The 20137-nt window shown below is 60.5% G+C and carries 19 protein-coding genes; 9 read left to right on the forward strand and 10 right to left on the reverse strand.

Annotated elements, in window-relative coordinates; translation table 11 throughout:
* Positions 1-11 precede the first annotated feature (11 nt).
* Genes A3224_RS04625 through A3224_RS04635 form a run of 3 tightly spaced genes read left to right on the forward strand, consistent with a single transcriptional unit; the run spans position 12 to position 2053 of the window.
* Entirely contained in the window at positions 12-1235 is a 1224-nt protein-coding gene (locus A3224_RS04625; protein ID WP_231902460.1) for an NnrS family protein, read from the forward strand.
* 12 nt (positions 1236-1247) lie between these two features.
* Positions 1248-1685, forward strand: a complete 438-nt coding sequence (locus A3224_RS04630) for an RrF2 family transcriptional regulator (protein WP_067152066.1) — start codon at positions 1248-1250, stop codon at positions 1683-1685.
* Positions 1685-2053: a SirB2 family protein gene (locus A3224_RS04635; RefSeq protein WP_067152068.1), complete on the forward strand. Its 369-nt coding sequence runs from the start codon at positions 1685-1687 to the stop codon at positions 2051-2053. The genes A3224_RS04630 and A3224_RS04635 overlap by 1 nt, the downstream gene beginning before the upstream one ends.
* A 31-nt stretch (positions 2054-2084) precedes the next feature.
* Here A3224_RS04635 and A3224_RS04640 read toward each other — a convergent pair whose 3' ends face one another.
* The 4 genes from A3224_RS04640 to leuS form a co-directional block, all read right to left on the reverse strand.
* Entirely contained in the window at positions 2085-3758 is a 1674-nt protein-coding gene (locus tag A3224_RS04640) for an acyl-CoA dehydrogenase family protein (RefSeq protein ID WP_231902461.1), read from the reverse strand.
* A 123-nt stretch (positions 3759-3881) separates the two neighbouring features.
* Positions 3882-4883: a DNA polymerase III subunit delta gene (gene holA / locus A3224_RS04645; RefSeq protein WP_067152071.1), complete on the reverse strand. Its 1002-nt coding sequence runs from the start codon at positions 4881-4883 to the stop codon at positions 3882-3884.
* 16 nt (positions 4884-4899) lie between these two features.
* A complete protein-coding gene (locus tag A3224_RS04650) occupies positions 4900-5418 on the reverse strand; it encodes an LPS-assembly lipoprotein LptE (protein WP_067152073.1) in 519 nt (172 codons plus the stop codon).
* Positions 5419-5585: 167 nt separating this feature from the next.
* A complete protein-coding gene (leuS, locus tag A3224_RS04655; protein WP_067152074.1) occupies positions 5586-8183 on the reverse strand; it encodes a leucine--tRNA ligase in 2598 nt (865 codons plus the stop codon).
* Positions 8184-8355: 172 nt separating this feature from the next.
* Between leuS and A3224_RS04660 the strand changes: the two genes are divergently transcribed.
* The 3 genes from A3224_RS04660 (at position 8356) to A3224_RS04670 (ending at position 10124) form a co-directional block, all read left to right on the forward strand.
* Entirely contained in the window at positions 8356-8805 is a 450-nt protein-coding gene (locus A3224_RS04660) for a zinc ribbon-containing protein (RefSeq protein WP_067152075.1), read from the forward strand.
* A complete protein-coding gene (locus A3224_RS04665; protein WP_067152076.1) occupies positions 8805-9584 on the forward strand; it encodes a YdcF family protein in 780 nt (259 codons plus the stop codon). The genes A3224_RS04660 and A3224_RS04665 overlap by 1 nt, the downstream gene beginning before the upstream one ends.
* Before the next feature lie 165 nt (positions 9585-9749).
* Positions 9750-10124, forward strand: coding sequence for a hypothetical protein (locus A3224_RS04670; protein WP_067152078.1), 375 nt, complete (start codon positions 9750-9752; stop codon positions 10122-10124).
* A gap of 28 nt (positions 10125-10152) precedes the next feature.
* Here the strand turns inward: A3224_RS04670 and A3224_RS04675 are convergent, their stop codons facing one another.
* The 6 genes from A3224_RS04675 to miaB form a co-directional block, all read right to left on the reverse strand.
* Complete coding sequence (locus tag A3224_RS04675) at positions 10153-11070, reverse strand: TIGR01777 family oxidoreductase (RefSeq protein ID WP_067157455.1); 918 nt, start codon at positions 11068-11070, stop codon at positions 10153-10155.
* Between the two features lie 127 nt (positions 11071-11197).
* Positions 11198-12784 carry an apolipoprotein N-acyltransferase gene (gene lnt, locus A3224_RS04680; RefSeq protein WP_067152080.1) on the reverse strand — a complete coding sequence of 529 codons (1587 nt, stop codon included), beginning with the start codon at positions 12782-12784 and terminating at the stop codon, positions 11198-11200.
* A 40-nt stretch (positions 12785-12824) separates the two neighbouring features.
* Positions 12825-13709 (reverse strand): HlyC/CorC family transporter, encoded by an 885-nt coding sequence (locus A3224_RS04685; protein ID WP_231902462.1) that lies wholly within the window; start codon positions 13707-13709, stop codon positions 12825-12827.
* Positions 13710-13766: 57 nt separating this feature from the next.
* Positions 13767-14261 (reverse strand): rRNA maturation RNase YbeY, encoded by a 495-nt coding sequence (gene ybeY, locus A3224_RS04690; protein ID WP_067152082.1) that lies wholly within the window; start codon positions 14259-14261, stop codon positions 13767-13769.
* Positions 14262-14269: 8 nt separating this feature from the next.
* A complete protein-coding gene (locus A3224_RS04695; RefSeq protein WP_067152088.1) occupies positions 14270-15322 on the reverse strand; it encodes a PhoH family protein in 1053 nt (350 codons plus the stop codon).
* A 161-nt stretch (positions 15323-15483) separates the two neighbouring features.
* Complete coding sequence (gene miaB / locus A3224_RS04700; RefSeq protein WP_067152090.1) at positions 15484-16863, reverse strand: tRNA (N6-isopentenyl adenosine(37)-C2)-methylthiotransferase MiaB; 1380 nt, start codon at positions 16861-16863, stop codon at positions 15484-15486.
* Positions 16864-17131: 268 nt separating this feature from the next.
* Here miaB and A3224_RS04705 point away from each other — a divergent pair, with 268 nt between their 5' ends.
* The 3 genes from A3224_RS04705 to A3224_RS04715 all read left to right on the forward strand — a co-directional run bounded on the left by A3224_RS04705 (position 17132) and on the right by A3224_RS04715 (position 20112).
* Complete coding sequence (locus A3224_RS04705; RefSeq protein ID WP_175487728.1) at positions 17132-17464, forward strand: DUF1820 family protein; 333 nt, start codon at positions 17132-17134, stop codon at positions 17462-17464.
* 186 nt (positions 17465-17650) lie between these two features.
* On the forward strand, positions 17651-18442 hold the full coding sequence (locus tag A3224_RS04710; protein WP_067152092.1) for a UDP-2,3-diacylglucosamine diphosphatase: 792 nt from the start codon (positions 17651-17653) through the stop codon (positions 18440-18442).
* On the forward strand, positions 18439-20112 hold the full coding sequence (locus tag A3224_RS04715; RefSeq protein ID WP_067152094.1) for a lysophospholipid acyltransferase family protein: 1674 nt from the start codon (positions 18439-18441) through the stop codon (positions 20110-20112). Before A3224_RS04710 ends, A3224_RS04715 begins: the two co-directional genes overlap by 4 nt.
* Positions 20113-20137 lie beyond the last annotated feature (25 nt).

Genomic DNA, 20137 nt, shown 5'->3' on the forward strand with positions numbered 1-20137 from the left:
AGGGGTTCGGCATGAACATTCATCCGATGCAGCCGCGGGAGGTACCGCTGATGCAGAAGGGGCAGGCTCCGGTTTTGCTCGCCTATGGTTTCCGGCCTTTTTTCCTGTTGACCGGGGCTTACGCACTTGTACTGATTCTGGGGTGGCTGGGGTTTCTCTTTGCCGGCTGGTCGCTGCCTCTGGGGTGGTCGCCTTTTCAATGGCATAGCCACGAGATGTTGTACGGCCTGGTGTCTGCCGCCATCGCCGGTTTTTTGCTGACTGCCGTCACCAATTGGACGGGAGCGCCGCCTCTCAAAGGGGGGCGCCTGTTGGCATTGGTGCTTTTGTGGATGGGCGGGCGAATCTCCATGTGGCTGGCGTCCTGGATACCCACCTGGCTGGTGGCACTGGTGGATCTGGCATTTCTGCCGGTGCTGGCACTTTACCTGCTGCGGGTGCTGGTTGCGTATAAGAACCGTCGCAATTTGCTCCTGGTGGTGGTGCTGTCGCTGCTGTTCGGCGGCAATTTGCTGATGCATTTGGGGTTTGTCAGTGGGCGCACGGACCTGCTTGCTGCTGGCGAACGCTTGGGCCTGGATTTGATTCTGCTGCTGATGGCGGTTATCGGCGGGCGCATTATTCCGGCGTTTTCCGCCAACTGGCTGCGCATGCACGGAGGGGACGCCAACTGGGTGACGCGCTCAGTTTGGACCGATCGCGTGGCACTGATGTCCGTTGCTTTGTTGATTGCACTGGATGGGCTGGGTGTATCGGAGACGTCGCTCGGTCTGATAGCCTTGGTTGCGGCGTTGAGCAACGGTCTGCGCCTGTGGCAGTGGGCCGGTTGGCGCGTGTGTAAAGAGCCCATGCTGTGGATTTTGCACCTCGGCTATGCCTGGATTGTGTTGAGTCTGTCGTTGCGGGCGCTGGCGGCCCTGATTGGTGCGGTACCCGATAGCGCCTGGCAGCACGCCCTCGGTGCGGGAGCGATCGGCACGCTGTTGCTGGGTGTTATGACCCGTGTAGCAGTGGGGCATACGGGGCGCCCGTTAAAGCTGGCTCCATTTGGTTTGGGTATTTACCTGGCGATTACCGCCGCTGCCGTACTGCGCCTGCTGGTTGCCTTGCAAGTTCTGGATTTTCGTCTGGGGCTGTCCCTGGCGGGGCTGGCCTGGACCCTGGCCTTTGGGCTATTTACGGTGCTCTACTGGCCGATACTGAGCCGTCCGCGGGCGGATGGCCGCCCGGGATAACGAGATTGAAGTATGCATATTACCCGCTATACCGATTACTCCCTGCGCGTGTTGATGTACGTGGCCCTCAAGGGTGAAGAACTCGCCACAATCCGCGAAATCGCCGAGAGTTACGAAATTTCCAAAAACCACCTGATGAAAGTGGTGCAGTCTCTTAACAGCAAAGGCTATCTGATTGCCATTCGCGGCAAAAACGGCGGTGTGCGCCTGGCGGGCAGACCGGAGGACATCAATGTCGGTCACCTGGTCCGGGATACGGAGCAGGATCTGGCGTTGGTGGAGTGTTTCAATAATGGCAAGGGCTGTGTGATCACTCCGGCCTGTGAACTCAAGCGGATATTTGCCGAGGCGTTGGAAGCTTTTTTCCAGGTGCTGGACCAATACACCCTGGCGGATTTGTTGCCGAAGGGAAAGGCGCAGCACATGGTGCGTTTATTGAGGATCGGCTGATGGTCAATGTACTGCTTCTGAAGCACTTGCACGTTACTTTGGTGGCGGTTTCCGTCAGTTTTTTTGTGTTGCGCTTTCTCGGGCGTCAGATGGGGGCGGGCTTTGTCGAGGCCAGGTGGATTAAGCCCGCGCCTCATTTGATTGACACGCTGCTGCTGCTATCGGGTATTGCCATCGCCACGCTCTACCGGCTGTCGCCACTGCAGGCGCCCTGGCTGTTGGTCAAGTTGTTGTTGATTGCGGGTTACATCTGGGCCGGTATCGGCGCCATGCGGGCGGCCGATGCCGGCCGCCGGATGTTGTTCGGGCTCTTGGCGCTCTGCCTGGTGGGCGGTGCGGTGATGATGGCCGTCTTGAAGCCGTTCTGATTCGACAGTCTGTAAAGTCCGCGCGGATAGATCAGAGGTTCCCCTGCGGGTTACCGCGCTCGATCAGGGTGGCTACATCCAGTCCTTTCGGCAGAGTGCCGGTGCTGTGCGCGCCCCGCGCGCTCAGGCGCGAGGCGATAAAGGCTTCGGCCACGGCACTGCTGCTGCCCTGTATCAGCAGGTGCGCTTGCATCGCCAGTGCCAGTTGGTCTGCCAGTTGGCGGGCGCGGAATTCGATCTGGTCGCTGTCCGCCAGTTGGTTTTTCAAACTGAGAATCCATCTGTCCAGCAGAGGATCGGCGCCAGTGCTGTCCGCCAGCTCGTCGAACCAGTGGTCGATGGTCGCGGGCATTTTGGCGGCGGCGCGCAGTACATCCAGTGCCTGAATATTGCCGGACCCCTCCCAGATGGCGTTGATGGGGGCGTCCCGGTAGAGCCTGGCGGTAATGAAATCCTCGATCACTCCGTTGCCGCCCAGGCACTCCATGGCTTCGTAGGCGTGGTGCGGTGTGCGCTTGCAAATCCAGTATTTGCCCACGGCGGCGCCCAGGCGCATCAGCATTCTTTCGTGCTCTTTCTCCGGGTGATCGAAAGCGCGGGCCATGCGCATGGTCAATGCGACGGAGCCCTCCACCTCCAGTTGCAGATCGGCCAACACATTCTGCATCAGCGGTTGGTCGATCAGGCGCTTGCCGAAGGCGCTGCGCTGTGAAGCGTGGTGGATGGCCTGTGCGACAGCCTGGCGCTGGCCGCCCGCGGAGCCGATCATGCAGTCGAAGCGGGTTACGGCCACCATTTCGATAATGGCGTTGATTCCTCGGCCTTCTTCTCCTACCAGCCAGCCCAGGGCGCCGCGCAACTCGATTTCGGAAGAAGCGTTGGAGACGTTGCCGGCCTTGTTTTTCAAGCGCTGGATCTGGACGGGGTTTTTGCTGCCGTCCGGCCGCCAGCGGGGTACCAGAAAACAGCTGAGGCCGGCATCGGTGCGGGCCAGCATCAGGAAGGCGTCGCACATAGGGGCTGAGGTGAACCACTTGTGCCCCACCAGCTCGTAGCAGCCGTCGCCGAGCGGCGTAGCGGTAGTGGTGTTGGCGCGCACGTCGGAGCCGCCCTGTTTCTCTGTCATACCCATGCCGATGGTGACGGCGGTTTTCTCTGTATGGGGGCGGTTGCTCGGGTCGTAGCCGCGATTGGTAATCTTGGGCAGCCACTCTTCGGCCAGTGCCGGCGCCAGGCGAATGGAAGGCACAGCGGCGAAGGTCATGGTTACCGGGCAACCGTGGCCCGCTTCCAGCTGGCAGTGCAGATAGTACTTGGCCGCCCGCGCCACATGGGCGCCGGGTTTGGGGTCTGTCCAGGGGCTGCTGTGAAGACCTTCGCTCAGAGCCAGCTGCATCAGCTGGTGGTAGGCCGGGTGGTAGCGCACCAGATCGACACGGTTGCCCACGCGGTCGTGGGGTTCGAAGGTCGGGGGGAATTCGTTGGCGTCGAAGCCGCGCTGAATCATCTCCGGGCGGCCGCAGACTTCACCGTAGCGCTGCAGGTCGTCCTCCGCCCAGTGGCCGCCGTTGTACTGAACGGCCTGACACAGGGCGGTATCGGCGGCGTAGAGATTGTGGCCGGCGAGCGGCGCTACCTGATTGAAAACTTCGTGGGTGTCGGCCCAATTTGTGGCTTTGACGGACGGAGTGGTTGGTTTTGGCACTGGTCGTATCCCTGGCAGCATTGGCGGTTTCCGTGTTGCCTAGGTTAGTGCAACTGCGCTTTTGCCGGCCAGCCCGTTTGCATCTTTGTGTTCAAGACGCGCGGTTCGAAGGCGGTGTTCGCTTCAAATGCTGCGTTTGCCGGACAGATTCAAGGCGAGTTCCAGCAGCCCGATCCAGGGGTCCTGATCTCTGCCGCCCTTGATGGCTGTGTCCACCGCACGTGCGCGCAGCAGCAGGCTTTCCAGCCGGGCGGGGGTGAGGCGGGCGAGGGCGGACTGCACCAGCGGTTGGCGTTTGGGGATGCGGACCAGGCGTGCGATCGGCTGTCCCCGGTCCAGTTTTTCGCCGATTTCCAGCAGGCTGCGGATTTCCCGCGCCAGGGCCCAGAGCACCACTGGCGCTTCGACGCCTTCCGCGCGCAGGCCCTGTAGTGTTTTGACCGCCCCCTCGGCATCGCCAGCCAGGGCGCGGTCGATCAGGTTGAAGACATCGTAGCGGGCGGAGCTGGCCACGGCGTCGCGCATCAGGTCGGCGGTGATCAGCTTGTCTGAACCGAGCAGTTTGAGTTTCTCGATTTCCTGGCTGGCGGCGAGCAGGTTGCCCTCGACTCGGTCCGCCAGTATCTGGATCGCCTCTGGCTCGGCGTCCAGACCGGCGGCGCGCAGCCGCTGGTGAATCCAGCGGGGCATTTCCGCGGCCTCCACCGGCCACACCTGGATCAGCACGCCGTTTTGTTCCAGGGCCTTGATCCATTTGCTGTTGAGCTGGGATCTGTCCAGCCGAGGCAGAACCAGCAATAGCAGCAGGTCATTGCCGGCGAGCGCGGCGAACTCCTGCAGCGCCTTGCTGCCTTTGTCGCCGGGTTTGCCACCGGGCAGGCGCAGTTCGATGATTTTCTTTTCCGCGAACAGGGACATACTCCCGGCAGAGGAGAGCAGTTGCCCCCAATCGAAGCTGTGTTCCGCGTGCAGCAACTCCCGCTCCGAGAAGCCGCCGTTCCGGGCAGCGGCGCGGATACTGTCGCAACACTCCTGCACTATCAGGGGTTCGTCGCCAGTGACGACATAGATGGGCATCAGGCCCTTGCTGAGACTCTGTTGCAGTTGCCGGGGGTTGATGCGCATAAATGGCCCGGAAATATTAGTTTCTTTCTTCTGCGCTCGCCTCGACGTCGATGCGGCGCAGGCGGTCAATGATGCGGCTGATCAGCTCGCGGCGCATCTCCTCGCGCAGCAACCGTTCTTCCTCCCCCTTACTGACGATTTCGTTATCGTCCCATTCCAGGGTGCGGTAGACGTCTGCCTGGGCGTTGTTCAACAGCCAGTTGCCGCCGCTGTCGCGCACGCTGTAGAGCGCACTAGTGATCAGCTCGTACTCGGAGGCGCGGCCCCGCGCGTCCACGGAGACGGTGCGCTTGCGCTCGGTCTCTTTGTGGATAAGCAGCGTATAGTCTGCCTCCAGTGGGGAGGACGCCATAGGTACCCCGGTATTTTGCAGCAGGCGGGTCAGCTCGTTGGCGATATCACTGCGCGAGTCTTCGCTGGAAATGTATAGCAGGCTGCCCGGGGGAAAGTTTTGCGGCGCGCCGCGCAGGTGCCATCCACAACCGGCGGTGGCGAGCAGGGTAAGCAGCAGTAGTGGGGGGAGGATTTTCATCATTGTTTGCTTCTGTTCTGAGCGCACTCTAGCAGTTTTCCGGGCGCAGGTTGCGATGTGTCGGGACAGCCCCGACTGCGTTCGCCTGTGGTTCCCCGGGTGGCGGGCTGCGTCAGGCTGGGGCGGCAGTGCCGCCCGCAAGCCTGCTTGTGACGGGTTTGAGCCCCGGATTATTTGGCGACGATATTCACCAATTTGCCCGGCACCACGATGACTTTGCGCACAGTGGCATCGCCGATAAATTTCTGCACATTGTCGTTGGCCAGGGCCAGCTGTTCCAGGGTGTCGTTGTCGGCATCCGCCGGTGCCTCCAGTTTCGCGCGCACCTTGCCGTTGACTTGCACCACCAGGGTGATGCTGGAGCGGACCAGGGCATTTTCGTCCACTTGGGGCCAGGGGGCGTCCACCAGCGGGGTGTCATTGCCCAGGGCCATCCACAGCTCGTGGCAGATGTGCGGGGTGACCGGGGCCAGCAGTAGTACGGCGGCCTGCAGTGCCTCGCGCTCCACGGCCAGGCCCTGGGCGCTGTCGCGCTCGGCGAGCCGGTTTACTTCATTCAGAAGCTCCATCACCGCGGCGATGGCGGTATTGAACGTCTGGCGGCGGCCGTAGTCGTCGCCCACTTTCTGGATGGTCTCGTGGGTCTTGCGGCGCAGTTGTCGCTGTTTATCGGTCAGCGCATCGGGAGTGAAGCCTTCGCTGCCGTCACCAGCCAGCAGGTGGCTGTGTACCGTCTTCCACAATTTACGCAGGAAGCGGTTGGCGCCCTCGACGCCGGCTTCGTGCCACTCGAGAGTCTGCTCCGGCGGGGCGGCGAACATGGTGAAAAGACGCACTGTGTCCGCGCCGTACTGTTCCACTGCGGCGTGGGGGTCTATGCCGTTGTTTTTGGACTTGGACATTTTCACCACACCGCCGGGAATTACTTCGTCGCCAGTGGCGCGCTCTACCGCGCGGATGGGCTTGCCTTTCTCGTCCCGTTCCACTTCCACCTCGGAGGGATTGATCCACACCTTGTGGCCATCCACCAGTTTGTAGAAGGATTCCGCCAGTACCATGCCCTGGCACAGCAGCCGCTCGAAGGGTTCGTCGCTGTTTACCAGCCCTTCGTCGCGCATCAGTTTGTGGAAGAAGCGCGCGTAGAGCAGGTGCAGTATCGCGTGCTCAATTCCGCCGACATATTGATCCACCGGCAGCCAGTAGTTGGCGCGCTCGGTGTCCAGCATGCCCTCTTCGAAATCCGGGCAGGTGTAGCGGGCGTAGTACCAGCTGGATTCCATAAAAGTGTCGAAGGTATCCGTCTCGCGTTCGACGGGCTCGCCGTTCAGCTCGTCTTTGCGCCACTGTGGGTCTGCCTTGATCGGCGATTGAACACCGTCCAGTTCCACGTCTTCCGGCAGCAGGATGGGCAATTTTTCCGCGGGTACCGGGATTTCGCCGCCGTCGGGCAGATTGAACATGGGAATCGGCGCGCCCCAGTAGCGCTGGCGGGAGACCCCCCAGTCGCGCAGGCGGTAGTTGGTGGTCACTCTGCCTTTGCCGGCGGTTTCCAGTGCGCTGGCAATGGCGCTGAAAGCGGCATCAAAATCGAGACCGTCGAAGTCACCGGAGTTGGTCAGTACCCCCTTATCCGTGAAAGCGGCTTCGGAGAGGTCAATGGATTCACCGCTGGCGGGCTTAATAACCTGTTCGATGGGCAGTTTGTATTTGCGTGCGAACTCCCAGTCCCTCTGGTCGTGGGCCGGTACCGCCATTACCGCGCCGGAACCGTAGTCCATCAGTACATAGTTGGCGATCCACACCGGCACTTCTTTGCCCGTGAGCGGGTGAATCGCCTTGATGCCGGTGTCCATCCCTTTTTTCTCCATGGTGGCCATGTCGGCCTCGGACAGGGACTGTTTCTTGCACTCGGCGATAAAGGCTTTCAGTTCCGGGTTGTCTTCCGCCAGGGCCAGCGCTATCGGGTGTTCGGCGGCAAGGGAGACGTAGGTGACGCCCATCAGGGTATCCGGGCGTGTGGTGTAAACATCGAAGTGATCGAGGCCGGCGATAGGCTGCGGCAGGGCAAAGGACAGTTCCACACCCTTGCTCTTGCCGATCCAGTTGCGCTGCATTGTGCGGACCTGTTCGGGCCAGTGGGGCAGTTTGTCCAGATCGTTGAGCAGCTCTTCTGCGTAGTCGGTAATCTTGATAAACCACTGCGCCAGTTCGCGGCGTTCCACCGTAGTGCCGCAGCGCCAGCAACAGCCGTCTTCCACCTGCTCGTTGGCCAGCACCGTCTGATCGTGTGGGCACCAGTTCACCGCGGAGTTCTTTTTGTAGACCAGCCCTTTTTCGTACAGGCGGGTGAAGAACCACTGTTCCCAGCGGTAGTAGGAGGGCTGGCAGGTGGCCAGTTCGCGGGACCAATCGAAGCCGAACCCCAAAGCTTTCAATTGCCCTTTCATGTAATCGATGTTGGCGTAGGTCCACTTGGCGGGTGCTGTTTTATTCTGGATGGCGGCGTTTTCCGCCGGAAGGCCGAAAGCGTCCCAGCCCATAGGGTGCAGTACATTCTTGCCCTGCATGCGCTGGTAGCGGGATATCACATCGGTAATCGTGTAGTTGCGTACATGCCCCATATGCAGTTTGCCGCTGGGGTAGGGGAACATGGACAGGCAGTAGAATTTTTCTTTGCCGGCGTCCTCTGTCACCTCAAAGCTTTTGTGCTCCTCCCAGAACTGCTGGGCGGCGGCTTCGACTGCGGAGGGGGTGTACTGCTCTTCCATCGATTGGGGACCTATACTCTGTGATCTAAATTTTCGGGAAAAGAATTTTGTCGCCCTGAAGGACGGCCCGAGGCCGCGATCGTTCGCGCGTTAGGCGCATTTGATCTCGATCAGGGATAGTTCTGATAGCACCGGTTAGGATGCACAAGCGCGGAATTATATGAGGGTTGTCATGACGAAGGAACCGAAGTTGCCGCAGGAGGAGAACCTGGCGGAGACGTTGCGCCGGGATTTGGAAGAACTCGTAGAGGATGAACTGGCGGTGGAGGCGCTGACGGCCAACAAGGCCGCTTTTCTCCGCGCCTGGCTAAAAGATGATCTTCACCGGGCTGCAGACTATTTGCGCGGTCTTGGCGGTGAGCTGCAAACCCTGGAGGAGCGTGGCGGCAGTTGGTTGCTGGACGCCGCCGATCCCACGGAAACTGCCTGGCCCAACCTGATGCGCTGTATCAAGGAGGGTAAACCCTGGGCACTGGCGGGAGAGCGCACGGTGGGCGGAGAAGAGTTGCAGTGCCTGGGGTGCGGCTACCGCGCCTTGCCTGAGGCGGGAACCCAAATCACTCCCTGCCACCGCTGTGGCTATGGCTGCTTTCTACAAATAGAGGGTGGCCTGGAAGACTGATGGAGACGCACGCCATCCTCGCGGCGCTGGTAATGCCCCCGCTGGCACCACTGCTGGGCCTGGTGTTGGCATTGGTGTTGCGGTTTTTTCCGGCCGGTTCTTTTTTCGCAAAATTGTCATTGCCTCTGACTATTCTCTCCGTCGCTGTTTTGTGGGTCTCTGCGACTCCCGCTTTTTCCTCTTGGCTGGGCGCGCGCCTCGGCGCACCGCCCGAGGCGCCACAGGCGGTGCCGCGGGCGGTGGTTGTGCTGGGGGGTGGCCGTTACCGGGATGAGAATTCCGGTAACGAACGCCTGTCTGCGACCAGCCTTGAGCGGGTGGCCGGCGCCGCCCGGATGGCGCCGGAGCGATTGCCCATACTGGTTTCCGGGGGGCGAGTTTTCGAGCTGGAGCGGGCGCCGGAGGCCGGGTTGATGGCGGAGTTATTGCAGGAAACTTTCCACCGTCCGGTAACTTGGCGCGAGATTTGCAGTCGTACGACTGCCGAGAATGCGGTCAACAGTGCCGCGCTCCTGCACGACTCCGGTGTTGAAAGCGTACTGCTGGTCACCCACTGGTGGCATATGCCCCGGGCTGCCGAGTTGTTCGCACGCGCAGGCCTGCAGGTGCAAACGCTGTCGGTGGGCAGCCCGTCGGAACTGTTGCCGAGGGCGCAAAGCGGTCTGCTGCGCTGGCTGCCGAGTGCCTCGGCGCTGTTGCGCACCCAGGTGTACTGGCGGGAGATACTGGCGCGCAAATGGTATCAGTGGCGGCCTCTGCCGCCGGTTCGAAGCTGCTGAGGAACTCATGTCCATGTGGGGACTCTTAAACTGCAGATGCGGCCTTGTCCGCGACCCGCAAGGGCCACTAAGATGGTTGGCCTCGCAGCAGACGCCAGTGGATGTTTATCACTACGGAGTGGCGGCTGTGAATACAACCATAACAATAAAAGAGGTAACGCTGAGATGAAGGGCATTCCTGCTTCCTTTTCCCCGATTCAATTACACAATCGCCTCAATCGTCCCGTCTGGATTGGTTTCAAGCGCGCGCACCGGGATAAGCGGGAGCTGGTATTCCTCTGCGCCGGCGGTGAAGGGGATGCACAGGTGAGCAAGAATTTCGAGACATTTGCCGGTCAAATAGTGCGGGAGTTTCGCCTGGATCCCGAGCAGGTGGACTTTGTCGAACTGCGCTGTAATGGCGAAGAGCAGCAGTGGTACCGGTGGCACGCCCAGTGGGTGGGCTCCGCACCCATGGAATGCCGGGCGGAGCTGGTGGCCGGTGAGTCCGGCCGCCGTTATCTGGACCAGGCGCTCAACCGAAGTATAGAGGCCGCATAGAAGCCGCGGCCGCGGCAGACGAGCCCATTTACCTGTTTCCCTCTGCCGCCCTGCGCTTGTTCGGCAGCAGGTCCGCAAGGGCCTGTTCCAGAGTCGGGAATCGAAAGGTGTAACCGCTGTCCAGCGCGGCGCGCGGTTCCATCTTCTGGCTGGCTAGCAGCAGTTCTTCCGCCATTTCCCCGAACATCAATTTCAGCATCCAGGCTGGTGTGCGCATCAGGCAGGGCCGGTGCAGCTGCCTGGCCAGGAGGCGGGAAAAACTGTTGTTGGTCACCGCCTCCGGAGCACAGGCGTTGAAGGGGTGGCAGAGGTGCTTGTCGATTGCGTGCAGCATCAGGCCGACAATGTCTTCCTCGTGAATCCAGCTCATCCACTGTTCGCCGGACCCCATGGGGCCGCCGACCCCGAGGCGGAAAGCGGGCAACATTTTGGCGAGGGCGCCACCGCGTGTGGAGAGTACGATGGCGGTGCGCATAGTGCCGACACAGATTCCAGCCTGTTGCAGAGGCAGGGTAGCCGCCTCCCAGTCGCGACAAAGCTGTGCGGCGAAGCCGCCGCCGGGAGGGCTGTTTTCTCGCAACAAGTCTCCGCCGCGGTCACCGTAGTAGCCGACTGCGGAGCCGGATAGAAAGTACCTGGGACGCGGGGCCTGGGACAGGGACCACCGCACCAGCTTTTCCGTGGTGCGCAGGCGCGAATTGCGGATTTCTGTGCGGTGTGTTTCCGTCCAGCGCCGGGTGATTGTCTCTCCAGCCAGGTTGACCACCACATCCACCGGCCCTTCCACGTCCCGCAGTTCGCGGCAGCTCTGGGTGGCCTCACCGCAGAGAAGGTGCACTTTTTCCGGCCGTCGGCTCAACACGGTCAATTTTCCGCCGCGCGCCAGCCAGTGCTTACAAAACAGCCGGCCGATCAGGCCGGTGCCGCCGCTGATAAGACAGTGCATAAGGTAGGCTTCCTTGCCGCCGTTTGCTTGTTTTTGCAGCATAGCAGCGGTGACCGGCAGCGGCGGGGGGGAGTGGGCTTTGCTGCGATTTAGGCAAAAATTTTGGCGTGCGAGGTCATTTTCGCGGTCAGTCTGAAATCTCTCCTGCCAGCGGGGCCTTCGCCGCGGCGGGCCGGCGGCGCCGGAACAGAGAGGCGGCAACCAGCATTGGCAGGGCCAATGCGAATACCGGGGTAATGCCGGTGAGCATAAAGGGGGTGGCACCGCGCATCGCGCGGACCTCCCCAGTTAAATTGGCGCGTTCGAACTGGGGGAGCCTGTGCACTATGCGGCCGCGCGGGTCGACAATAGCGGTAACGCCGGTGTTAGTGCTGCGCACCAGGTAGCGGCCTGTTTCCAGGGCGCGCATCTGGGCGATCTGCATATGTTGCAGCGGGCCTATGGAGTCGCCGAACCAGGCATCGTTACTAATGGTCAGCAGAACTTGTGCCGATAGCGCACTGTCGGCAACCATACGCGGATAGACGATTTCGTAGCAGATCAGCGGGGCCCAGCTGGTGCCGCCGGCGTTCAGCGGCTGCTGTTCCTCCGGCCCCGGCTGGATGAAGGATGTGGGCAGATTAAAAAATTCGATGGTGCCGCGCAGCCAGTCTTCCAGCGGCACATATTCGCCAAAGGGGACCAGGTGGCGTTTGTGGTAGATGCCGGGATTGCGGCCGAAAACGGTGGCGGAATTGTGCACTACCCGGCGTCCGGGCTCCCGGCGGTCGTAGAGTATACCGGCGATCAGATCAGTCCGGGTCTGCTCCGCATTGCGTTGTAGGGCCTGCATCAGATTCGGAGCGTGGCTGTAGAGCACGGGCAGAGCGGCTTCGGGCCAGACAATGACGTCGACACCTTGTTCACTAAGCGCGCGGCTGCCGTCCTGGTAACGCCGGATGGTTTCGCCGCGAAATTCCGGTAGCCACTTTTTTTCCTGGGGAATATTGGCTTGTACCAGGCCGACAGTGATGGTGTCCCCTTCCGGCTGGGTCCACTCTACCTGTGCCAGGAGAGCGCCGATCGGCCAGGGCAGGAGCGCCGCCACTACCAGAAGTACGGATGCGCCCTGCCCAGCGGGATTGGCCCTCAGTGCCAAGCGCCCCGCCGCGGCCAGGGCGATAACTGCCGCACTTAAGGCCAGCAGTAGCCCCATGCCGTAGACGCTGAGCACCGGCGCCCAGCCGGACAGCCAGGTTTCAATCTGTCCGTAGCCGGCATAGAGCCAGGGGAAGCCGGTAAATATCCAGCTGCGCAGCCACTCGCTGACAAACCACAGTGCGGGAAAGGCGAGTGCGAAGCTGAGCCCGCGACCGGTGAAGTGCCCGAGGAAATAAAAGGGCAGGGCCAGCAAAAGCGCCATGATAGAAACAAAGGCACCGGTTAGTGCGGTGCCCAACAATACCGAAGAGTTGCCGAACTCGGTGATAGATACATAGACCCAGGAGCCTCCGCTGCCGAAAAGGCCCAGGCCGAAACAAAACGCCAGCCACAGACTTCTGCGCCCGGATAGTTGCCTGCCCCCGGACGCGCGCAGGTACAGCCAGGCGAGCAGGGACAGGGATCCCAGACCACAGGGCCAGTAGCCGTAGGGCGCGAAAGAGAGGGTCAGCAATCCGCCAGCGATAGCCGATAGCACGAAATTGGGAATGCGGAATGCGAAGGCTTTTCTCATGACTGTCTTTTACGCCCGATAAGTCTGCGCTATCCGCGGTTTAACCAGATGTCGGTGCCTGCGGCTCCATGCGACTCACCCGCAGCAGGTGGATTTGTCGGCTGTCGGCGTAGAGGACCCGGAACATAAAGTCTCCCAGGCGGGTGACCTCGTCGCGGCCGGGCAGGTGCCCAAAGGACTGCATAATCAGACCGCCGATGGTATCGAATTCCTCGTCGCTGAGTTCGCTGTTGAAGTATTCGTTGAAGTCTTCAATGGGGGTGAGTGCCTTAACGATAAAGTCGTTTTCGCCCACCTTGCGGATAAAGCTGTCTTCCTCTTCCTCGTCCGTTTCGTCTTCGATCTCGCCGACGATTTCTTCGAGGATATCCTCAATGGTGACCACACCGGATACACCGCCGTACTCATCGATGACTACCGCCATGTGGTAGCGGTTTTCACGGAATTCCCGCAGAAGAATGTTCAGGCGTTTGCTCTCGGGAATGATATTGGCCGGGCGAATGATGTCTTCCAGCTGGAAGTTGTCGGTGCCCTTGAGGATGAGTGGCAGTAGATCCTTGGCCAGCAGAATACCGCGGATATCGTCGATGCTGTCGCCAATCACTGGGAAACGGGAATGGCCAGACTCGATAATTTTCTTGAGGAACTCTTCCGGCTTTTCCCCCAGACTGACCACCACCATCTGCGAGCGGGGGATCATGATCTCGCGCACCTGCTGGTTGGAGACGTCCAGAGCGCCCTCAATGATGGATAGCGCCTCGGCATCCAGCAGCTGGTTTTCAGCGGCGTCCTTGATGATCTCCAGCAGTTCGTCACGGGATTTGGGTTCGGTGGAAAAGGCGCCGAAGAGCTTTTCCAGCCAGTTCTTTTCTCCCGATCGGGATTTGCCGGCTGACTGACTACTTGGGGGTTCGTCTGTGGTCATGGGAGTGGCCATGCTCCGGATTTCTCTCGTATTTACGTTAGTCGGTAGTAGGTCGCGTCAGTCTGTCGCGGCGCGCGGCTGCGCCGCGCTTTCCTCCATGGGGGCGTAGGGGTCTGGGTAGCCGAGCCCGGCGAGCAGGCCGGTTTCCAGCTTTTCCATCACCTCGGCGTCCGCGTCTTCGACGTGGTCGTAGCCCAAAAGGTGCAGTGTGCCATGGACCACCATATGTGCCCAGTGTGCGGAGAGTGCTTTGTGCTGTTCATCCGCTTCCTGCGCAACAACCGGTGCGCAGATGACAAGATCACCCAGAAGCGGGAGATTAATGTCACTGGGAAGATCCGCGGGAAAAGACAGTACATTGGTGGGTCTGTCCTTGCCGCGGTACTGACCGTTGAGCTGTCGGCTCTCATCGGCGTCGACAATGCGCACCGTCAGCTCCGCTTCATCCCGTCGGCCCGCCAGGGCGGCGGTGACCCAGGTGCGGATCTTCTCATCGGAAGGTAAATTGACGCAGCAGCTGGCTCGCTGCACTTCGAGTTGCAGATCGATCATGGCTGGATTCAGGCCGCGTTTTCATCCCGGTTGCCGGTTTCTGTCTCTGCGGTGGCAGCTTCGCCCTCCGCTTCGTGGGCGTCGTATGCCTCGACAATGCGCTGTACCAGCGGGTGGCGGACTACATCCTTGGCGCCAAAGTGTGTGAAGCTGATGCCGTTTACCTTGCTCAGCACTTCGGTCGCGTGGCGCAGGCCGGAGGCCTGGCCTCGGGGCAGGTCGATCTGGCTGGGGTCGCCGGTGATCACCGCGGTGGAGCCGAAGCCGATGCGGGTCAGAAACATCTTCATTTGCTCGCGGGTGGTGTTCTGGCTCTCATCGAGAATCACGAAGGCGTTATTCAGTGTGCGGCCGCGCATATAGGCGAGGGGAGCCACTTCAATCACGTTCCGCTCGATCAGCTTGCCCACCGTTTCGAAGCCGAGCATCTCATACAGTGCATCGTAGAGGGGGCGCAGGTAGGGGTCCACCTTCTGGCTTAGATCGCCGGGCAGGAAACCGAGTTTTTCGCCGGCTTCCACTGCCGGGCGCACCAGCAGTATGCGCTCCACCCGGTCCTTCAGCAGTGCCTCCACGGCGCAGGCCACCGCCAGATAGGTCTTGCCGGTGCCCGCCGGGCCAATGCCGAAGTTGATATCGTTGGTCTGTACCGCGCGCACGTACTTGCGCTGGTTCAGGCCGCGGGGCCGCACTGTGCACTTCTTGGTGCGGATCAGCACCACCTGCTCTGCCTCAGCGCCCTCGTCGTCGCGGCGCTTTTGTAGCTCCTCTACCCCCGACTGCTGCAGGGCCAGGTGGATCTCTTCCGGCGTCAGGTGGTCGCGGCTGCCGGTTTCCCGGTACAGGAAACTCAGCACTTCGCCAGCGGCGCGGGCGGACTCGGGCTCTCCGTAGAAGGCGAACTGATTGCCGCGATTGCGGATTTCGATATCCAGGCGCTCTTCAATCTGGCGCAGGTGTTGGTCAAATTGGCCGCAGAGATTGGCCAAGCGGCGGGCGTCGTTGGGCTCCAGAGTAATACTGTGAGCGAGGGTGAGCGTTTCCAAATTGGTTTCAGACACCTTTATCTGGGGAATTCACTGCTAGGTTATACCCATTTTCCCGCTAGGGGAAAGCATTGAGTGTGACGAATGGGTTCTAGCCGGTCGTCAAGCTTATAACATACCGGCATTACAGTTAAGGAATCTCTGAGCCTTCGACCGCTTGTGATCCTGCACTTTATTTAGGATAAGGGACCGTCCAGCTCCGAAGCCACCAGAGTTCCGCGCAGTGAATTGGGCAGTGCCTCCTCGATCAGAATGTCGGCAAATTTGCCGATCAGAGCCGGGTCGTCGGCGCGGAAGTTGACCACGCGGTTGTTTTCGGTCCGGCCCTGCAGTTGGCCAGGATCCTTCTTCGATACGCCGGTAACCAGCACCCGCTCGGTGTTGCCCACCATACGCCGGGCGATGGCTGCCGCCTGTTGGTTGATGCGGTTTTGCAGCAGTTGCAGGCGCTGCTTCTTCACTTCTTCCGGCGTGTCATCCGGCAGGTCCGCCGCCGGTGTGCCGGGGCGCGGGGAGTAGATGAAACTGAAGGAGATGTCGAAGCCCACCTCCTGAATCAGATTCATCGTCGCCTCGAAATCTTTTTCCGTCTCGCCTGGGAAGCCGACGATAAAGTCCGAGGACAGACAGATATCCGGACGTATTTTGCGCAGTCGGCGGATCTTGGATTTGTATTCCAATGCCGTGTGGCCGCGCTTCATCGCCATCAGTATGCGGTCCGAGCCGCTCTGCACGGGCAGGTGCAGGTGGTTCACCAGCTCCGGCACCTCGGCGTAGACGTCGATCAAGGCATCGGAGAACTCCACCGGGTGGGAGGTGGTATAGCGGATGCGGTCGATGCCTTCGATAGCCGCCACGTAGGTGATCAACTCGGCGAAATCGACTATCTGGCCGTCTTCGCCAGGTGCGCGGTAGGCGTTGACGTTCTGGCCCAGCAGGTTCACCTCGCGCACACCTTGTTCGGCCAGGTGGGCCACCTCTTCGAGCACATCCGCCACCGGGCGGCTGACTTCCTCCCCGCGGGTGTAGGGCACTACGCAGAAGGTACAGTATTTGGAGCAGCCTTCCATAATGGAGACGAAGGCGGTGGCGCCATCCGCCTCGGGTTGCGGCAGGCGGTCGAATTTCTCGATTTCCGGGAAAGTGACATCCACCACCACGGCCCCGTTTTTCTGGCGCTTGGTTTCCATCATCTCCGGCAGTCGGTGCAGTGTCTGCGGGCCGAAGATCAAGTCGACATAGGGTGCGCGCTTGGCGATGGCTTCACCTTCCTGGCTGGCCACGCAACCGCCGACGCCGATAATCAGGTCGGGTTTCTTTTCTTTCAGGTGCTTCCAGCGCCCGAGTTGGTGAAACAGTTTTTCCTGTGCTTTCTCGCGGATGGAACAGGTGTTGACCAGCAGCACGTCCGCGTCTTCCGGATCGTCGGTGGGAACCATGGCGTGGGATTCGCCGAGCAGATCGCGCATGCGTGCCGAGTCGTACTCGTTCATCTGGCAGCCGTGGGTCTTGATATAGAGTTTCTTCACCCCGGTTTTAGCTCTGGTTTCGGACATATCCTGCCTGGTTAAAAACTGCTCAATGAAAATGGTGGGGCATTATAGCGATACGTTTCGGGACTGCATAGACGGAGGGGCATTAGAGTGCTACTCTTCCGCGCTTTTTCAGGCTGTCCCGCTTGCGCAATGCGGGTCGGCGAGCAGCGTGGACGGCTGTGCCCGGGTTTGCCGCAATGCCCGGAGATAGCGCCAGGGAGGGCGGTATTGAACCGCGAGGTATTCCCGCACGTTAGAATCCAGGGACAGTCCCCATTTAGAGAGTTTTATGGCCAATCCGATTTACAAAGTCATCTTCCACAACCAGAACCAGGTGTACGAACTCTACGCCCGGGCCATCTACCAGAGCGATATGTATGGCTTTATCGAGGTGGAGGAGTTTGTTTTTGGCGAGAAGGCCCAGCTGGTGGTCGACCCCAGCGAGGAGAAACTGAAGGCGGAGTTCGCCTCGGTGACCCGTTCCTATATACCGATGCACAGCATTGTGCGCATCGATGAGGTGGAAAAAGAGGGGACTGGAAAGATTGTTCCGGTCAAAGGGGAGAAGGTGGCGCAGTTCCCCTTCGCACCGCCGATGCGTCAGCCGCAGGATACGGAATAGCTTTTACATCTCCACGCCGCGCCGGGCGTTCCGCCCGGCCACAAAGTCTCTTTATCGCCAGGGAGCAATTCAATCAGAAACAGAGGCTCCTGCTTGCAATATAAGCTTCAATAAACAGCCGCTTAATTGTAAAAAAACTGATGCAAAGTTTCCCAATACCGCAGGGTTAAAAACTGGGAACTTGCTATGAGTAACCGCTACCGCGCACTGTGGATTTCTGATGTTCACCTGGGCAGCAGGGACAGCGAGCCACAACGACTGGCGGACTTCCTGGCGCAGAATCGCGCCGACACCGTCTATTTGGTCGGCGATATTTTCGATATGAAGGCTCTGGCCCAGGGCAAGGGCAGCTGGTGCCAATCCTCGTCTCTCTTGCTGGGCATGCTGTCGGAGCTCTCCAGTAAGACCCCCGAAATTATCTATGTCCCCGGAAATCACGACGCGCCGATGCGCAGTTGGGCCGGCAAGCGCCTGGGCAATATCCGTGTGGAACGCGAGTGGGTTCACACTGCGGAAGACGGCAAGCGCTACTGGGTAACTCATGGCGATCAGTTTGAGCACCAAATCAAGGTCAATCCCATCAGTTATCACATCGGCGATCAAAGTTACTACTTCATGCTGCGCATGAACCGCTGGATTAATTACTGGCGCGGTCGTTTTGATCTGCCCTGGTGGTCGCTTGCCAATCACGTGAAAAACCGCGTGCACGCGGCCAGGCGCTTAATGAACAGTTTTGAGGAGGTCGCGATACGGGAGACGGGCGCGCGTGGCTTTGACGGTGTGATATGCGGTCATATTCACCGCGCCGCCATCCGCGAGGGGGGAGGCGGGGCGCGCAGTGTGACTTATGCCAACTGCGGCGATTGGGTGGATTCCATGAGCGCGGTAGTGGAGAAGCACGACGGCAGTCTGGATCTGTTGCACTGGCATCGCGCGCCCAAGCTGGCCAGCATTATGACGGAGGTGGTGGCGGCATGATCCAGTTGGAAAACTTGCTACAGCAAAACCCGTGGTACAGTGCGGCCCCTTCCCGCCCGACGCGCCGGCTGGTGTCTGCGACTTTAAAGAAAATTTGCTGTGAAGAGCGGATTCAGGCGTTTGGCCGCCGCTATCCGCATTTGGGTGGCTTGGATTTTATTCGCCAGGTATTCGCCGACCTCGATTTTCGCTACGACCTCAACCCACTGGAACTGGAGCGGGTGCCCCGCAACGGGCCGCTGGTGATTGTGTCCAATCACCCGCTGGGCAGTCTCGACGGCCTGGCGCTGATCGATATGGTGGCGCGGGTGCGCAAGGATGTGCGCGCTATCGCCAGCCAACTGTTGTGGAATATCGAGCCGCTGCGGCCCTATCTGCTGCCGGTGGATAATTTCAACGGCCGCACCCGTCGGGGGGATGTGGAAGCCATCTACCGCCACCTGCATAACGGCGGGGTAATCATTGTGTTTCCGTCCGGTGAGGTTTCGCGCCTCACTCCCCAGGGTGTGCGCGATGGTCGCTGGAATCCGGGGTTTGTCCGCTTCGCGGAAAAGACCGGCGCCCCCATCCTGCCGGTGCAGGTTCGAGGGCGCAATTCCTGGTGGTTCTACGGCCTGTCGATGGTGAACAAGCCGTTGTCGACCCTGTGGCTGGTACGGGAAATGTTTAAGCAGTCCAGGCGCAGCATCGATATCCGTATCGGCACGCCAGTGGAGACCGCGCATTTCAGCGAATGGCCCATGGCGCCGCGGGCTCAGGCGGCACTGTGGCGCAAGCATGTGTATAAACTGCACAAATCGCCCCGCCCGTTGGGGCCTGAGCCTATCGCCGCCGCCGAGCCGGTGGAAGAAGTGATGCGGGTGATGGAAAACTGCGACACCTTGGTCGAACAGGGGGCGTTTTCCGTGAAACTCTACCGCCAGCAGGTCGACTGCCCGGTGATGCGCGAGTTGTCGCGCATTCGCGAGATCGCCTTCCGCGCTGTGGGGGAGGGCACAGGCCAAAGCCGGGATTGGGATGCCTTTGACGCGCATTACGATCACCTGCTGCTCTGGGATGGCGAGCGGCAGCAGATTGCCGGAGCCTATCGCTTGGCGAAGACCGATGATCTGGAGCCGGAACAGATATACAGCTCGACGCTGTTTAATTACCCGCGGCCGCCGCGGCAGTGCCTGCCGGGCTCTGCGGAACTGGGGCGCAGCTTTCTTCTGCCCGAGTATTGGCGCAGCCGCGGACTTGACTTGCTCTGGTGCGGTATCGGCCAGTGGATTGCACGCAATCAGGTGCGTTATCTGTTCGGGCCGGTATCCATGCCCGGCACCTTCTCCGCGCGCGCCAAATCGGCCATTGTGCGCTACTTCCTGCACCATTTTGCTACCGACAACCCCTTGGGCGACGCCCGCTTACCTTTCGTGGAAGCGCGCGAGGATCTGCCGGAACTTTCCGGCGATGCGGGAGCGGACATGGTGCAGCTGAAACAGATTTTGAAGGAAGAGGGCGTTGTGTTGCCGCCTTTGTTCAAGAAGTACACCGCGGTGACCAGGCCCGGCGGTACCAGCTTTCACGCTTTCAACGTGGACCCGGATTTTTGCGATTCGGTGGACGGGTTGGTGGTTGTCGATCTGGAGCGGGCGGACCCGAAATTTGCCAAACGCTACCTCGGTGGTTGACGCGGGAGCGGTCGCACCGCTCCCC

It is taken from the genome of Microbulbifer thermotolerans (assembly GCF_001617625.1).
Lineage (GTDB): Bacteria > Pseudomonadota > Gammaproteobacteria > Pseudomonadales > Cellvibrionaceae > Microbulbifer > Microbulbifer thermotolerans.

Coding starts and splice junctions, on each gene's coding strand:
- holA (WP_067152071.1), bottom strand. CDS start 4,883: ATGCGCATCAACCCCCGGCAACTGCAACAGAGTCTCAGCAAGGGCCTG.
- A3224_RS04685 (WP_231902462.1), bottom strand. CDS start 13,709: ATGACCACAGACGAACCCCCAAGTAGTCAGTCAGCCGGCAAATCCCGA.
- A3224_RS04635 (WP_067152068.1), top strand. CDS start 1,685: ATGGTCAATGTACTGCTTCTGAAGCACTTGCACGTTACTTTGGTGGCG.
- A3224_RS04650 (WP_067152073.1), bottom strand. CDS start 5,418: ATGATGAAAATCCTCCCCCCACTACTGCTGCTTACCCTGCTCGCCACC.
- A3224_RS04715 (WP_067152094.1), top strand. CDS start 18,439: ATGATCCAGTTGGAAAACTTGCTACAGCAAAACCCGTGGTACAGTGCG.
- leuS (WP_067152074.1), bottom strand. CDS start 8,183: ATGGAAGAGCAGTACACCCCCTCCGCAGTCGAAGCCGCCGCCCAGCAG.
- ybeY (WP_067152082.1), bottom strand. CDS start 14,261: ATGATCGATCTGCAACTCGAAGTGCAGCGAGCCAGCTGCTGCGTCAAT.
- A3224_RS04710 (WP_067152092.1), top strand. CDS start 17,651: ATGAGTAACCGCTACCGCGCACTGTGGATTTCTGATGTTCACCTGGGC.
- miaB (WP_067152090.1), bottom strand. CDS start 16,863: ATGTCCGAAACCAGAGCTAAAACCGGGGTGAAGAAACTCTATATCAAG.
- A3224_RS04625 (WP_231902460.1), top strand. CDS start 12: ATGAACATTCATCCGATGCAGCCGCGGGAGGTACCGCTGATGCAGAAG.
- A3224_RS04705 (WP_175487728.1), top strand. CDS start 17,132: ATGGCCAATCCGATTTACAAAGTCATCTTCCACAACCAGAACCAGGTG.
- A3224_RS04630 (WP_067152066.1), top strand. CDS start 1,248: ATGCATATTACCCGCTATACCGATTACTCCCTGCGCGTGTTGATGTAC.
- lnt (WP_067152080.1), bottom strand. CDS start 12,784: ATGAGAAAAGCCTTCGCATTCCGCATTCCCAATTTCGTGCTATCGGCT.
- A3224_RS04665 (WP_067152076.1), top strand. CDS start 8,805: ATGGAGACGCACGCCATCCTCGCGGCGCTGGTAATGCCCCCGCTGGCA.
- A3224_RS04675 (WP_067157455.1), bottom strand. CDS start 11,070: ATGCACTGTCTTATCAGCGGCGGCACCGGCCTGATCGGCCGGCTGTTT.
- A3224_RS04670 (WP_067152078.1), top strand. CDS start 9,750: ATGAAGGGCATTCCTGCTTCCTTTTCCCCGATTCAATTACACAATCGC.
- A3224_RS04660 (WP_067152075.1), top strand. CDS start 8,356: ATGACGAAGGAACCGAAGTTGCCGCAGGAGGAGAACCTGGCGGAGACG.